The sequence below is a fragment of the Nocardia sp. NPDC059236 genome, assembly GCF_042754085.1.
In the GTDB taxonomy this organism is placed as follows: Bacteria; Actinomycetota; Actinomycetes; order Mycobacteriales; family Mycobacteriaceae; genus Nocardia.
The window spans coordinates 1-13,110 of the sequence record NZ_JBHZAF010000012.1 but is presented as its reverse complement, the minus strand read 5'-3'; the positions used below and the strand labels follow the sequence as shown (position 1 = coordinate 13,110).

13 protein-coding genes are annotated in these 13,110 nt (G+C 68.4%); 10 read left to right on the top strand and 3 right to left on the bottom strand.

From position 1 onward, the window contains the following. Positions 1-47: 47 nt before the first annotated feature. Positions 48-662: a class I SAM-dependent methyltransferase gene (locus ACFXIV_RS28470; RefSeq protein WP_379399007.1), complete on the bottom strand. Its 615-nt coding sequence runs from the start codon at positions 660-662 to the stop codon at positions 48-50. A 484-nt stretch (positions 663-1,146) separates the two neighbouring features. On the opposite strand from ACFXIV_RS28470, the gene ACFXIV_RS28465 reads away from it, so the two are divergent. Further along, complete coding sequence (locus ACFXIV_RS28465) at positions 1,147-1,344, top strand: hypothetical protein (RefSeq protein WP_379399008.1); 198 nt, start codon at positions 1,147-1,149, stop codon at positions 1,342-1,344. A gap of 436 nt (positions 1,345-1,780) precedes the next feature. Here the strand turns inward: ACFXIV_RS28465 and ACFXIV_RS28460 are convergent, their stop codons facing one another. Beyond that, on the bottom strand, positions 1,781-2,020 hold the full coding sequence (locus ACFXIV_RS28460) for a hypothetical protein (RefSeq protein ID WP_379399037.1): 240 nt from the start codon (positions 2,018-2,020) through the stop codon (positions 1,781-1,783). Here ACFXIV_RS28460 and ACFXIV_RS28455 point away from each other — a divergent pair. Further along, on the top strand, positions 1,904-2,143 hold the full coding sequence (locus ACFXIV_RS28455; RefSeq protein ID WP_379399036.1) for a hypothetical protein: 240 nt from the start codon (positions 1,904-1,906) through the stop codon (positions 2,141-2,143). The genes ACFXIV_RS28460 and ACFXIV_RS28455 overlap by 117 nt on opposite strands. Positions 2,144-2,481: 338 nt before the next feature. Next, positions 2,482-2,685 (top strand): hypothetical protein, encoded by a 204-nt coding sequence (locus tag ACFXIV_RS28450; protein WP_379399009.1) that lies wholly within the window; start codon positions 2,482-2,484, stop codon positions 2,683-2,685. Between the two features lie 370 nt (positions 2,686-3,055). Here the strand turns inward: ACFXIV_RS28450 and ACFXIV_RS28445 are convergent, their stop codons facing one another. Beyond that, the gene (locus ACFXIV_RS28445; RefSeq protein ID WP_379399010.1) at positions 3,056-3,700 is read right to left on the bottom strand and encodes a TetR/AcrR family transcriptional regulator; all 645 of its coding nucleotides are present in this window, start codon (positions 3,698-3,700) and stop codon (positions 3,056-3,058) included. A 79-nt stretch (positions 3,701-3,779) separates the two neighbouring features. Between ACFXIV_RS28445 and ACFXIV_RS28440 the strand changes: the two genes are divergently transcribed. The 7 genes from ACFXIV_RS28440 (at position 3,780) to ACFXIV_RS28410 (ending at position 12,971) form a co-directional block, all read left to right on the top strand. Continuing rightward, positions 3,780-4,697 carry a TIGR03620 family F420-dependent LLM class oxidoreductase gene (locus tag ACFXIV_RS28440; RefSeq protein ID WP_379399011.1) on the top strand — a complete coding sequence of 306 codons (918 nt, stop codon included), beginning with the start codon at positions 3,780-3,782 and terminating at the stop codon, positions 4,695-4,697. 375 nt (positions 4,698-5,072) lie between these two features. Further along, positions 5,073-8,258 (top strand): BTAD domain-containing putative transcriptional regulator, encoded by a 3,186-nt coding sequence (locus tag ACFXIV_RS28435; RefSeq protein ID WP_379399012.1) that lies wholly within the window; start codon positions 5,073-5,075, stop codon positions 8,256-8,258. Positions 8,259-8,331: 73 nt separating this feature from the next. Next, positions 8,332-8,769: a DUF4267 domain-containing protein gene (locus ACFXIV_RS28430; RefSeq protein ID WP_379399013.1), complete on the top strand. Its 438-nt coding sequence runs from the start codon at positions 8,332-8,334 to the stop codon at positions 8,767-8,769. Positions 8,770-8,776: 7 nt separating this feature from the next. Continuing rightward, positions 8,777-9,238 (top strand): DUF2871 domain-containing protein, encoded by a 462-nt coding sequence (locus ACFXIV_RS28425; protein ID WP_379399014.1) that lies wholly within the window; start codon positions 8,777-8,779, stop codon positions 9,236-9,238. Further along, a complete protein-coding gene (locus ACFXIV_RS28420) occupies positions 9,238-10,686 on the top strand; it encodes an amidase (protein ID WP_379399015.1) in 1,449 nt (482 codons plus the stop codon). The genes ACFXIV_RS28425 and ACFXIV_RS28420 overlap by 1 nt, the downstream gene beginning before the upstream one ends. A gap of 25 nt (positions 10,687-10,711) precedes the next feature. Then, the gene (locus ACFXIV_RS28415) at positions 10,712-12,019 is read left to right on the top strand and encodes an FAD-binding oxidoreductase (RefSeq protein ID WP_379399016.1); all 1,308 of its coding nucleotides are present in this window, start codon (positions 10,712-10,714) and stop codon (positions 12,017-12,019) included. A gap of 208 nt (positions 12,020-12,227) precedes the next feature. After that, positions 12,228-12,971 (top strand): DUF899 family protein, encoded by a 744-nt coding sequence (locus ACFXIV_RS28410; protein ID WP_379399017.1) that lies wholly within the window; start codon positions 12,228-12,230, stop codon positions 12,969-12,971. Positions 12,972-13,110: the final 139 nt, after the last annotated feature.

Sequence of the window (13,110 nt, the reverse complement as noted above, 5' to 3'; positions counted from 1 at the left end):
GAGCGGGCGCTGGCCAGGGCACTTCAACGGTGCTCGCGGGGCGATTCTTACCGACACCCCGGAACCTCGGTGCGGCGCAGCCGATAGAGGTGGACCATCCTGGCCGCCACCTTCAGTAGGGGCACGTCGTCGATGATTGTCCAACCTGGGAATGCGGCCGTGATGTCCGCCGGTGCGGCGCCGCGGGGCAGTGGGCCATGGCGGCCCAGTTCGAACGCGACCATGAGCAGGGTTGCGTCTGCGGCGGCGACGGTGTCCACCTGCCGGGCCATGGTGTGCCGTTCGGGGTCGGTGAGGCCGTGGAAGACACCGAAGTCCAGAATCAGCCGGTATCCCGTGCCGACCTCGGCCGGGAGAGCGGTGATATCGCCTTCCAGGAAGCGGGCATCGACGCCGGCGGCGCGGGCGCGCCTGGTAGCGAGCCGGATCGCCTTCGGCACGATGTCGACCCCGGTGACCCGCCAGCCGCGGCGGGCCAGTTCCACGGCGTGCCCGCCGGTGCCGCAGCCGAGATCCAAGGCGGTCCCGGAGGGCGGCTGTGCTCCTGCCTGCTCCTGGTCGAATTCGGCGGCCAGTATGTGGGATACATCGCGCTGCCGGGCCGCTACTTCCCATGGGCGAAATCCCAGCGCATGCGCTACCCGATACCTGAAAACGCCCATGCTCGGTCCTCCTACGCGGGTCATGATGGGCAACTCGGAACGGCGGTAGGCGCGGCATCGTCATCGGCGGGCCGCGATCGTGTGGAGGATATGGGATCGGGTGGGCGCTGATAGTCAGGTGTGCGGTCGCGGCGCGTTGTGACCACGTAGATGCGGACCGTCGATGCTCCCGAAGAAGCATCGAACGGAGATCGCGGATCAGGCACTCCGGCTATCTGGGTAGACGGCAAACCACCACAGCTGAAGCTCGCCATGGCGCCCGCCGCTGCGGTCGGGACCGGATCGGCGCAGCTATGTCATCGCCCTGCACCGCCGGCATCACGACGAGCTGACCGGTCTCGTCCTCGCCGCCGTCGGCGACCTCGCGCCCGGCCGCGAGCGACTGTGCGCCGGCCTCACCGCCTGCCTCGACGCCTGCCTCGCCACCCGGGGCACCAAAGCCTTTCTCGCCCAGTCCCGCACCGAGGCCGATCTGCTCGACGAGGTGACCGCCCGCAATCAGCTGGTCGCCGCGGCGATCGCGCCCGATATCGAGCAGCTGGGCTGGGCGGACCCGCCCGCGGTGGCGCACCTGGTCATCGCCATGGTGGCCGAGATCGCGCTCACCGAACTGTATTCCGATGCGGCCCGCCCCGACCTGCGCGCCGCGCTCACCGCATTGATCGAGCACACGCCGACCTGACCGTGGTCGCCGTCACCGCCCGTAGTGGGGTTCCGGTAGTAATCGCGGGAAAACAACGGATATGACGGTTCGGCCTGGTCGTGAGCATGGCCACGGGATGTGTCGCGAACCCCCGAGCGCGTGACGTTGCTGCGGAAAACCGCTGCCCCCGAAGCTGTCTCACGAACGAAGGTCTGCGGACATGGCACCTACGAGTTCGCATTGGATGCGACTCTCTCGCACCTGATGAGAGCGGACCGAGCCAACCTTCCGTCGGGCCTGATCAGCGGCTACGTCGAACATCGTTGGATGCGGGAAAGTCGCATCCGGCTATGCCGGTGAATTCCGACGTCAGCCATCGGCGAACTGTGACGTCGGTCGGTGCGGCCGAGATCCGTTGATATCGGCGAAAAGTGACGTCGCCGACAAGCATGTCTCATTCGCCGGGTGCGTCAGTTCACTCGAGCGCGGCTCTGCACCGCTCGCAGGCACGGGTGTTGTTGGGGAACCACCTCAACCCCTGCAGGCGCACAGCCAGGGCATCGATACCTCGACCGCCGTCGGCCGCATGTTCTTCCAAATCCCCGGCGCGATAGCCAAGTTCGAGCATGCCCTGATGTCCGAACGCACTCGCGGCGGGCTGGCCGCCGCTCGCGCCCGAGAATGTACTGGTGGCCAGAAAGCGAAACTCGGCCACCGCCAGCCCGGCAGATGTACGACGAACTCGACGAGCAAGGTAAGCGTCGCTATACCGTCGGCCAGATTGCTGCCGAGTTCGGTGCCACCCGCCCCACCATCTACCGGCACCTCGGCAAGATGACCCGATGACGTCACCACACCCCATCCGACCAGGCGCTACGTGGACTCCGTTGGATTTTCAGCGATCGCTACTGGAACCCGACTCCGCCGCTTTCGCACAACGGTGAGGCGCACACCATTTCGCGCGCCACCTGAACTTGTCGAAGGCCTCGCGACCGCGGCGGCCGAGGACGACACCGGACGTTTTGGGATTCCGTAGCGCACGCTGATCAGCCTGTTGCAGAACGCATTTGGGCTGCTCGAAAGAATCTGCCACACGAAAATCTCCGGCTGTGACTGTTCGTGGCGTTCAGGTCCCACCGCCACCCGGCACTGGGGCCACCGACAGGGGGAGATCCCTTGAAACGCACCGTGATTGTCTTGATCGCCGCCCAGCCTCAAGGTGAGCCCCGGTACCCGCTGCCGGTGCTGCTGGCCGCCGCCCTGGTCACCCTGGTGACGGGTGAACTCAGCGGCCACTGGGATCTGGCCGTCACCCTCGGCTCGGCAATGTGCGGCACCGCCACCGCCTACTACAAGGCGGTGGCGGCGGTGAAGAAGTAGACCCTGGCCGCATGTACGGCTGCCCCGAGCACTGACGGCGGTCGACTCCTGCGGGAGCTCACCGCCGTCATGGTCGTTGAAACGGGCCAGCCACTTCGGTTAGGACTTGGGCCTCTTCGATGCAGGTTTCATACGCTCGAGCTTTGCGGGATGAAGATAGAGAGACTCGATCAGCGCATGTGTGAGATCCTCCAGAGCTCTCGCCGATTGGTTCGATGACCGGGCCACGCGCACCGTAGACCGGCAGGCCCGGTCCCGGCGGATTCCGGCGTCATCGTGCGGTAGTGCGCGACGGAATCTGCGGAAATGCTCGAACTGCTGGATTATCAGCGGCGTTGGCGTGGCCGCCGGATCCCGGGCATCTGCACCACTATCCCCGGGTTCCACGGTCACGAGTTTCCGTGGAGCCCACCACCTCTGCATTGTTCTGGGCGATCGGCCGGGTGAGGACTCCGCACAGAACCAGATCGAGCAGGCGGTCGACGGACGCGTCATCGGCCGATCGGTCGCCGGTCCATGCGATGGCCGTCGCCATGCGGACCAGGTCGTCGACGGCGACCCCCGCCCGCGCGTACCCCGCCCGCTGCGCCTTCGACAACAGGCCCTCCGCAGCAACCATGGCCGCTTCACAGTGCGGCGCCAGCGGATTCCCTGGGGTCTCGAGCGCGCGCACGATCTCCTCCGACAGCCCGCGGACCCGACGAATGTGTGACACCAGCGCGACCAGCCATTGCCGCAGCACGTCCTCGAGATCGGTTTCGGCACACAGGGATTCCGCCAGCGCAGTCACCTCACCCAGGCTCTCGCCGACCACTGCGGCAATGAGGTCCTCCCGCTTCGGGAAATGCCGGTACAGCGTGGCCGCGCCGACCCCGGCACTGCGCGCGATCTCGTTGAACGACACCGCAACACCCTCGGTAGCGAAGGTGGCGCGCGCGGCCTCGAGCACGCGTGCCCGGCTGCGCCTGGCATCGGCCCGCACACCGCCCGGCGGGGGCGAGTCAGCATCGCTCACGAACTACTCCTTGCTCAAACGGAATACCATTCCATATATTCGGAACGGTATTCCAAATCATAGATCACCGAGGTTGACCGTGACTCTTCCACCGAACATGCCGCGCACCGGACTCTGGGTGAACGGCCTCGATCTACAACCACCCACGATGGTCGCCGAACTGGCCGCCGAACTCGAGGCGACGGGACTGGGCGCGATCTGGCTCAGCGAGGGGCTCGCGCACGACCCGTTCGTCACCGCCGCCGGGCTGCTCGCCGCGACCCGGTCGCTGGTGGTGGGTACCGGGATCGCGGTGATCTACGGCCGGCATCCCCACTGGATGCGCGCCTCGGCGCGGGCGGTGCTCGACGCGCACCCCGGCCGATTCCTCTTCGGCCTCGGGACGTCGAATCCCCTTGTGGTGGAGGAAGTCCTCGGGCTGGAGTACCGCAAACCACTGGCCGCACTGGGCGAATACCTCGACGAGCTCGACCAGCCCGACGCCCTGCGGGGTCGGCTCGGGCTACCCGACCCCGGCCCGCTGCCCCGGGTGCTGGCCGCACTCGGCCCGCGCGCCCTGCGGTTGGCCGCGGACCGCGCCAACGGTGCGATCACCTATCTTGTTCCGCCCGAACACACTTCGCAGGCTCGCGAAATTCTCGGTCCGGAGCGCGCACTCGTGGTCGAGCAGGCTGTCGTGGTCGGAATCGACGACGACAGCGCCCGCACCCGAGCCCGGGCGCATGTCGGTGCGTACCTGTCCAATCCCGGATACCGTGACAGCTGGCGCCGGCTCGGATTCACCGACGCCGATCTCGCCGGAACCGGCAGCGATCGGCTTCTCGACGCCCTGGTCGCCGTCGGCCAGGACGAAGTAGACCGGCGGGTCGCGGCCCACCTCGCCGCCGGCGCCGACCACGTCTGCCTGCAGGCTCTGCCCGCCGAGCCGTTCACCATCCCGGTGGAGCAGTGGAAGCTACTGTCCTCCATGGAGATCGGTCATCCAGCTGGTCGGTAGCTGCTGCCTCCGGACAAACTGGCGAGCAGACCACACCCGCCAGGTTCGTCGATCTTCTGTGGCATGCTGCCGGCGGGGGCGGGCAGCGCAGTCACGGTGAGGGACTTCGATTGTGAATCGCGCCTCCCGCAACGGCCCCGAAATCCCCGGCGCCGACACCGATCCGGTCCTCGCGACCGTCGGCCATCGTCGGCTTCCGCCTGAGCTGGTTCGATGGCCGCGATGCGGCAAGGACCCGGGTTGGCCCAGGTTGACGAGAGGCCCGACGCCACGCAGGATCGATCGTGAGATGGACGATTCATGCTGGTAGGGCTATTGGGTCCGGTGGTGGTGGAGGCCACGGACGGGACGAGGGCGTCAGTCGGGGGGCCGCGGGTGCGGGCATTGCTGGGGTTGCTGGCGCTCGAAGCCGGGCGAGTGGTGCCGGTGGCGCGACTGGTGGACGGGGTGTGGGGGGAGGACCCGCCGGCGGGGACCGGGAATGCGTTGCAGACCTTGGCGAGTCGGTTGCGCGCAGCGGCGCCGGGGGTGGTGCGGAGTGACGGGGGCGGGTATGTGCTCGAACTGGCGCCAGAGGACGTCGATGTGCATCGGTTCACGCGTGAGGTCGTGGCGGGGCGGGCATTGCTCGCGGCCGGGGAGGCCGAACGAGCCATCGCGTGCTTCGATACCGCGCTCGCGTTGTGGCGCGGGGAGCCGTTGATCGATGTGGGGGAATCGGAGGTATTGCGCGCCGCGGCACTGCGATTGACCGAGCAGCGGCTCGAAGCAGTCGAACTGCGAGCGGACGCCTTGCGAGCCTTGGGTCGAGGCGGCGAGGTACTGGGTGAGCTCCGCACGGAAGTCGCGGCACATCCGTTCCGGGAGACGCTGGCCGCGCGACTGGTGCGGGCGCTGGCAGCAGCGGGACGAAAGTCCGAGGCGATACAGCAGTTTCAACGAACCGAGGCCCTGTTACGTGAGGAGCTCGGCACGCCGCCCGCCGAGGTACTGCGCTCGGCCCTGGCCGAAATTCACACGACAACCACTGATCCCGCAGTCGACGGACCTGCCTTCGAAACGGCGCGCGGATCGGGTCGTACGGGAGTTGCGGCAGCATCCCGAACCACCGGGGCATCGAAGGTGTCCGTGCGGCTGCTGCCCCGGCGGTACACCAGCTTCGTCGGACGCGGACGCGACGTGGAAGGTGTGCGGCAGGCGTTGCGCGAGGCCCGACTGGTGACACTGTCGGGTACCGGGGGCGTGGGAAAGACCCGGTTGGCCGCCGAGACGGTTGGGGCGCACGCCATGGACTGGGCGGATGGTTACGCCTTCGTCGAACTGGCCGCACTCGAGCGAGAACGAGCCGACCGGCCTGCCGTGACCGCGGTCGGAGTGGCGATCGCGAACGCGCTCGCACAGTTCGAGCGACCCGACGAACTGTCCACGGAGTGGGCCGAAGTACTGGAGCGGACGCTGTCCGGCCGCCGAATGCTGTTGGTACTCGACAACTGTGAGCATGTCGTGGAGGCGACCGCGCGCCTGATCGACGATCTGTTGCTGCGGCTGCCCCTGCTGCGGGTGCTCACCACGAGCCGGGAGCCGATCGGCGTGGAGGGCGAACGACTGTATCCGGTCCGGACCTTGGACCTGCCCGAAGCCGACGCGGATTTCCTGACGGCCACCGCATCGCCCGCGGTCCGGCTGTTCATCGACCGCGCCACCGCGGCACTGCCGGATTTCGCGCTGTCCGAAAGCAATTCCGCGGATATCCGCGCCATCGTGCGCAGCCTGGACGGCATGCCGCTGGCCATCGAACTGGCCGCCGCCCGCCTGCGGACCCTGCCGCTGCCGGACCTCAGCGCGCGGCTCACCGATCGCTTCCGGCTGCTCACCAACAGCACTCGCCATGCGGTCCCGCGCCATCGCACCTTGCACGCGGCCGTCGCTTGGAGCTGGGAACTGCTCACGGCTGCGGAAGCCGCTGCGGCCCGGCGTTTTTCGATATTCGCGGGCGGCGCGACCTTGGACGCCATCACCCGGGTGTGCGGTCCGGACGCCATCGACACGGTCACCTCACTGGTGACGAAGTCGTTGGTGGACTTCGATGGACAGCGCTACCGAATGGTCGAGACCATCCGGGCCTACGCGACCGCGGAATTGACCGCGGCCGGCGAGGCGGACGAGGTCGCCCGCGTCCACGCCGACTGCTTCCTGGAATTCACCGACGCCGCCGCCCACGGATTACGCACTGCCGCACAGCCCGATTGGCTCGCGCGGCTGATCGCCGAACACGGCAATTGCGAAAGCGGGCTGCGCTGGGCGCTGGACGTCGGTGACGGTGAGCGTGCGGTTCGCCTGTACGCGAATCTCGTCTGGTATTGGCTGCTACGCGGGTTGCACGGCGACATCTCCGAACGCCGCCGCGAGGTCCTCGCCCTGCTCGGCGACACACCGCCGCCGGGGTGCACCGGGGCCTATCTGGCCTGCCGATACGCCGAGGAGCTGCCCGCGTACTTCACCAACATCTGGTGGGGCCAAATCCGGGAGAGCACGGGGCAATTCGAGCGGCTGACCCGCGCGGCCCTCACCGAGGATCGGCCCCCGCACCCGATGTTCGTGCTCATCCTGGCGCTGCGTGACCTGCTCGCCGACGACGACAGCCTGTTGACCGCGTGCACCACCTCCGGCGATCCATGGCTACGCGGAAATGCGCTGATAGCAAAAGGTTTCGATGAACTCGGCGGCGACCATCCGGCCCGCGCCCTGCCCACCCTGGAGGCGGCGCTGACCTGCCTGAGCGCGCACGGTGACACCCGCTCACACAGCCGCGCCCTGATCTCCCTGGCCAGCTACCGGACCCGGATGCTCGGCCTGGACAGCGCCCGACCGCTGATCGCGAGCGCGCTGGAACTGCTCAGTGCCGACCTGGGCGCCGGTGAGCGCATGGGCGTGCTGCTCTTCGCGGCGGAGATGCACCTGGTCGGCGGCGATACCGGCGGCGCGGCAACATATCTCGAGCGGGCCGAGGCCCTGATCACCCCGCACATCATCCCCGCACCCGGGCGTTTCCTGGTGGGGACGCAGGCGCACCTGGCCCATCTGCGCCGCGACAACGACCGCGCGATGGACCTGTACCGGCGGATGTCCGAGCATCCGCTCCCCGCCGCCCCGCCGCCCGCCGGACGCCACGACACCGTCCGTTTCGTGAACCCGGTCTTCGTGAGCACCGCGCACGCGGCGACCCTGGTCGCGGCGGGGCGGCCGGACGACGCGCTGCGCGAGCTGGCCCTGCCCCGCGATCTGGCCGCCCAGACCTCGGCGGCGCTGCTGGCCGAGGTCGGTATCGGTTATGCCCTGGTCGCCCTGGCGAAGGGCGCCCCGGGGCGCGCGGCCCGCATTCTCGGTGCCACCGACCGGATCAACCGGAGGGCCGGGGTGATCCGCATCGGCCCGTTCCGGCGGCGGGCGCTCGACCAGGCGGAAGCGGCGCTCGGGCCCGTGCGCCTGAGCGCGGAATTCCTGGCGGGCGCCCGGCTTCCGGACGAGGCGGTGCTCGAACTGCTGCGCACAGTTCGCTGACAACGACCGTCAGCGAACGGTACGGACCGCACTGGATGCTCGGGACTCGTATCCCACCGATCCAGGAGTGCTCATGTCCGTCCCCCCGAACACGGAATCAGCTGTTTCCGTGCGTGGTTCCCGCCGGCTCGGCGAACGTCTCGGCACGGCCGGCGCCGTACTGGGCGCCGGGTTCATCATGTCCGTCGGCGGCGGTTATCTGCTCGCCCCGCAGCGAATGGCCTCGGGGTTCGGCTTCACCGAGTGGCCGCACGTTGAGGCCGACGGCTTCCTGAACGTCAAAGGCGTCCGCGATGTGGTCACCGGCTTGATTCCGCTCGCCCTGCTCGCGGCCGGGCAGCGCCGCGCCGTCGGCGTCACCGTGCTCAGCCTCGCCCTCATCCCGACCGGCGACATGCTCACCATCCTGGTGCGCCGCGGCTCCACCGCCACCGCCCTGAAGGTGCACGGCTTCACCGCCGCCCTGGTGGCCGCCAGCGGCGCGCTGCTGCTGCGCCGTGAAAACCGGTGAGCGCCCGATGAACCCGATGAAAACGCTGGTCAATACCGCTCACATATACATGATCATCGGCCTGATCTCCGGGTTCTACTACCGCGAGATCACCAAGGCCGAACATTTCACCGGGCAGACGGAGCTCGGTGTCGTGCACACCCATGTGCTGGCGCTGGGCATGCTGTTCTTCCTCATCGTGCTGCCCCTGGAGAAGCAGTTCACGCTCAGCGCCCGGAAAAGCCTGTACGCCTGGTTCTTCTGGCTGTACAACATCGGCCTGGCCATCACCATCGCGGTCATGACGCTGCACGGCACCCTCACCGTGCTGGGCAGCAGCAGCAATGAGGCGATCGCGCTCTGCGCGGGTCTGGGCCACATCCTGCTGACCGCCGGGCTGATCGTCTTCTTCATCACCCTCGGCAAATCCATCGGCGACCGCCGAACACCGCGCACCGCAGCGGTATTCGCCGAACGGGAGGCATCGTGATGACCGGCCGGGACGACGCGCTGTGGACGCGGGACGCGGTCTCGCTGGCGGCGCTGATCGCCGAGGGCGAGGTCACCGCGGCCCAGGTCGTCGAGGCGCATCTCGAACGCATCGAGCAGGTCGATTCCGAAATCGGTGCGCTCACTACGGTATTCGCGGAGACCGCGCGCGCGGAGGCGGCCGCGGCCGACCGCAGGGTGCCGACCGGGCCGCTGCACGGGGTTCCGGTCACCGTCAAGAACAACCTCGATGTCGCGGGCAGCCCGACCACCTGGGGCGTGGCGGCCTTCGGACAGGCGGTCGCGACGGCGGACGCACCCGCGGTGTCCGCACTGCGGCGAGCCGGGGCGATTGTCATCGGGCGAACGAACATGCCGGACTTCGCCACTCGCTGGCACACCGACAACGACGGGGCGGGCCCGACGGTGAATCCGTGGTACCCGACCCGCAGCCCGGGCGGTTCCAGCGGCGGTGACGCCGCCGCGGTAGCCACGGGCATGACGCCCCTCGGCCTGGGCACCGACTTCGGCGGTTCGCTGCGGATACCCGCCGCGTTCTGTGGAGTCGCCTCCCTGCGCACCACGCCCGGCCGGGTGGCGGTGGCCTCGAGCCTGCCCGGCGCCGCACCCGCACCGACGAACCAATTGTTCGCGGCACCAGGGCCGTTGGCGCGCACCGTGCGCGATCTGACGACCGCCTTCGAGGTCCTCAGCGACAGTGCTGACCCGCGCGATCCCGGATGGATTCCGGTGCGTGACGCGACCGATACCGCCCTGCCCGCGGTCGCCGTCACGCTCGGTGACGATATCGATCCGCAGGTGCGGTCCGCGCTGCTCGGCTGCGCCGACGCCCTCGAACGTGCGGGATATCCGGTGGCCGAACTGGATCCGCCGCACTTGGGCGAGGTGGCGGCCGACTACGGCCGATTGGTCTCCACCGAGGTGGTGGTCCAGCGCCGCGACGCCATGCGGCGAGTCGGCAGCGCCGGACTGAACACCTTCGTGGACGCGGCGATCGACCTGTTCCCGCCGCTGGATCTAGCGGGCTACATGACCGCGCTGGGTGAGCGCCTCACCCGCCGCGTGGCCTGGTCCCGCTTCCTCGCGGAGCATCCGATCGTGCTCGGCCCGGTCTCGGACGAACTGCCCTGGCCGGTCGGCTACGACCTCGGCGGCACCGCACAGGTCGCGACCATGTATGCGGCGCACCGCCTCACGATCGCCGCCGACTACCTGGCCCTGCCCGCCGTCACGGTCCCCGCGGGCGTCTCGGCCGAGGGTCTTCCCATCGGGGTCCAGTTGATCACCGCCCCATTCGCCGAGCGCCGCGCGCTGACTGCGGCCGCCCATATCGAAGCGGCCTTTCCGATGCCCACACCCATCTCCCCTGCCACCGACCCGGCCACCCGGGCCCAGGCTCCGTCCAGTGCCTCGGGCACGACGCGGTGACCATTTTTTAGCGAAAGGAATCCAAATGTCCCACAACACATTGCGATCTGCCGTGCGCGGACGGGTACTGCTGCCGGGTGACGAGGAGTTCGATGCGGCACGAACACCGTGGAATCTGAATATCGACCAGCCGGTCGCGGCCGTCGTGCACGTCGAGGACGCGGAGGATATGGCCGCCGTGGTCGGGTACGCGCGTGACGCGGGCCTGTCGGTGACCGCGCAGCCCAACGGCCACGGCGCTTCCGGTGATACCGCCGGCACCATCCTGGTGCGCACGCGCGGGCTCGATCGGGTCGAGGTGGATCCGGCGCGGCGACGTGCACGCGTCGGCGCGGGAACCAATTGGGGCCAGCTGCAGGCGGCGGCCGCCCCGCACGGCTTGACCGGGCTGGCCGGAAGCTCCCCGGTGGTCAGCGTTGTCGGCTATACCCTCGGTGGCGGATTGTCGTGGTTCGGCCGCAAATACGGTTGGGCGGCCGACAGCGTCCGGGCCTTCGACATCGTCGATGCCGACGGTCATCAGGCCCGGGTCACCGCGGAGTCCGACCCGGATTTGTTCTGGGCATTGCGTGGCGGCGGCGGGGATTTCGCACTGGTGACGGCAATGGAGCTCGATCTGTTCGCGGCGCCGGCCTTGTTCGGTGGCCTGATCGCCTGGCCGGCCGAGCAGACCGAGGCGGTCCGTGCAGCCTTCCAGGACATCACCGATCACGCACCGGCCGAGCTCACGGTCTGGCTCAATCGGCTGGAGCTGCCGCAGGCTCCGCCGGTAATCGCGATCGCCGCCGCCTACCTGGGCGAGCCGGCACGTGGACGGGACCTGCTGCGACGGCTGGACACGATCGACGGCATCCTCGCGGACACGCGCCGGGAATTGTCCCCGGCCGAGTTGGGCGCCATCGTCAACGAGCCCACCGCCCCAGGCCCCGGACTGCTGCGGACCGAGCTACTGACCGCACTGGACGAGACCGCCGCCGAGATTCTGCTGCACGAGCCGATCGATCCAATGATGGCCATCCAGATCCGGCAGCTGGGAGGTGCGCTCGCCGAGCCCACCCGAGGCGCGGTTCCGCCGTTCGCGGAGCCCTACGCGCTGTTTCTGCAGGCGACCGGCTCGGACCCCGACACGGTTGCCGCGGTACACGCCACTCAGAAGCGCATCATCGCCGATCTGGGCGCGCGGGTCAGCGGCCGCAAACCGTATACCGTCCTGTCCGCCGGCGACAGTGTCGCAGAGGTTTTCGACACCGGCACCTTGGACCGGCTGCGAAAGCTCAAGCAGGCCCGCGACCCACACGGCGTATTCCGCGCCAACTTCCCGATTCCCCACTGAACCTTCGGTTTCGAGCCCCTCGAGCACCTCCGCAGCACTGCCCCGCCGATCGTGATCGGCGGGGCAGTGCTGTGCCCGCGATCAGCTATCCCAGCCCCCGGAACATCCGATGCCGCGCTGAGCGGTGCCACGCGGCAGGGAGCGAGGAGGCATCGAGTAGTGTCCAGAGCAGGGTGAAGTCAATGGCATGCCGGTCTAGGAGGTCCGTATGTCTACAGCTTTTCCGAATGAGTCGCGGGAGTATCGCGAGGCGCGTGAGGCGCTGCTTCAGCGGGAGGCCGATCTCCAGCAGCTGATGGAGTCCGTTGCGGCGCAACGGAAATCACTTCCGCCCGGCGGCGAGGTCCCCGAAGATTACGTGTTCGATCGAATCGGCGACGACGGTGCCGCAACGACAGTGCGTATGTCCGAGCTGTTCGGCGATAACGACACACTGATGCTTTATCACTACATGTTCCCGCGTCACCCGGGAGATGCCCGGCCCAGACCGACAAGCGGGATCTTCTCGGAACTGCCCACAGACGAAGGACCGTGTCCGTCGTGCACCGCGCTGATCGACATGTGGGACAGCACGACGCCCCACTTCGACGGTTTGGGCGGCAATTTGGCGATCGTTGCCAAGGCCCCCATCGAGCGAGTAGCGGCGTTCGCACACGACAGGGGGTGGCGACACACCCGGGTGCTGTCGGCGGCGAACTCCAATTTTCGGAGTGACTACGGCGGCGACAGCGCTGCCGGCCACCCGGTACCGCTGCTGACCGTCTTCAAGCGCTCGCCCGACGGCACGATTCGGCTGCACTGGGCAAGCGAGCTCATGTTCGCACCACCGGATGATCCGTGGCAGAACCCAGAGCATCCCGACACGGTGGAACCGCTCTGGACACTGTTCGATCTGGCCACATCGCCCCGGTTCCGGCAATGGCGAGTTCGACACCTACCCACGAACTGGTGACGTCACGGTTCCTCACCCGGCGATTGTCGGCGAGCCGATCGAGCCGGGCTAGACATCCCAGGTCCGTAAGTTGTCAAGCGGCTTGGGTGTTTTGGCGGTGTGCCCAGGCGGTGTGTTCGCTGTAGGGGGTGCGGTGGCG

Coding starts and splice junctions, on each gene's coding strand:
- ACFXIV_RS28470 (WP_379399007.1), bottom strand. CDS start 662: ATGGGCGTTTTCAGGTATCGGGTAGCGCATGCGCTGGGATTTCGCCCA.
- ACFXIV_RS28430 (WP_379399013.1), top strand. CDS start 8,332: ATGTCCGTCCCCCCGAACACGGAATCAGCTGTTTCCGTGCGTGGTTCC.
- ACFXIV_RS28425 (WP_379399014.1), top strand. CDS start 8,777: ATGAACCCGATGAAAACGCTGGTCAATACCGCTCACATATACATGATC.
- ACFXIV_RS28420 (WP_379399015.1), top strand. CDS start 9,238: ATGACCGGCCGGGACGACGCGCTGTGGACGCGGGACGCGGTCTCGCTG.
- ACFXIV_RS28415 (WP_379399016.1), top strand. CDS start 10,712: ATGTCCCACAACACATTGCGATCTGCCGTGCGCGGACGGGTACTGCTG.
- ACFXIV_RS28410 (WP_379399017.1), top strand. CDS start 12,228: ATGTCTACAGCTTTTCCGAATGAGTCGCGGGAGTATCGCGAGGCGCGT.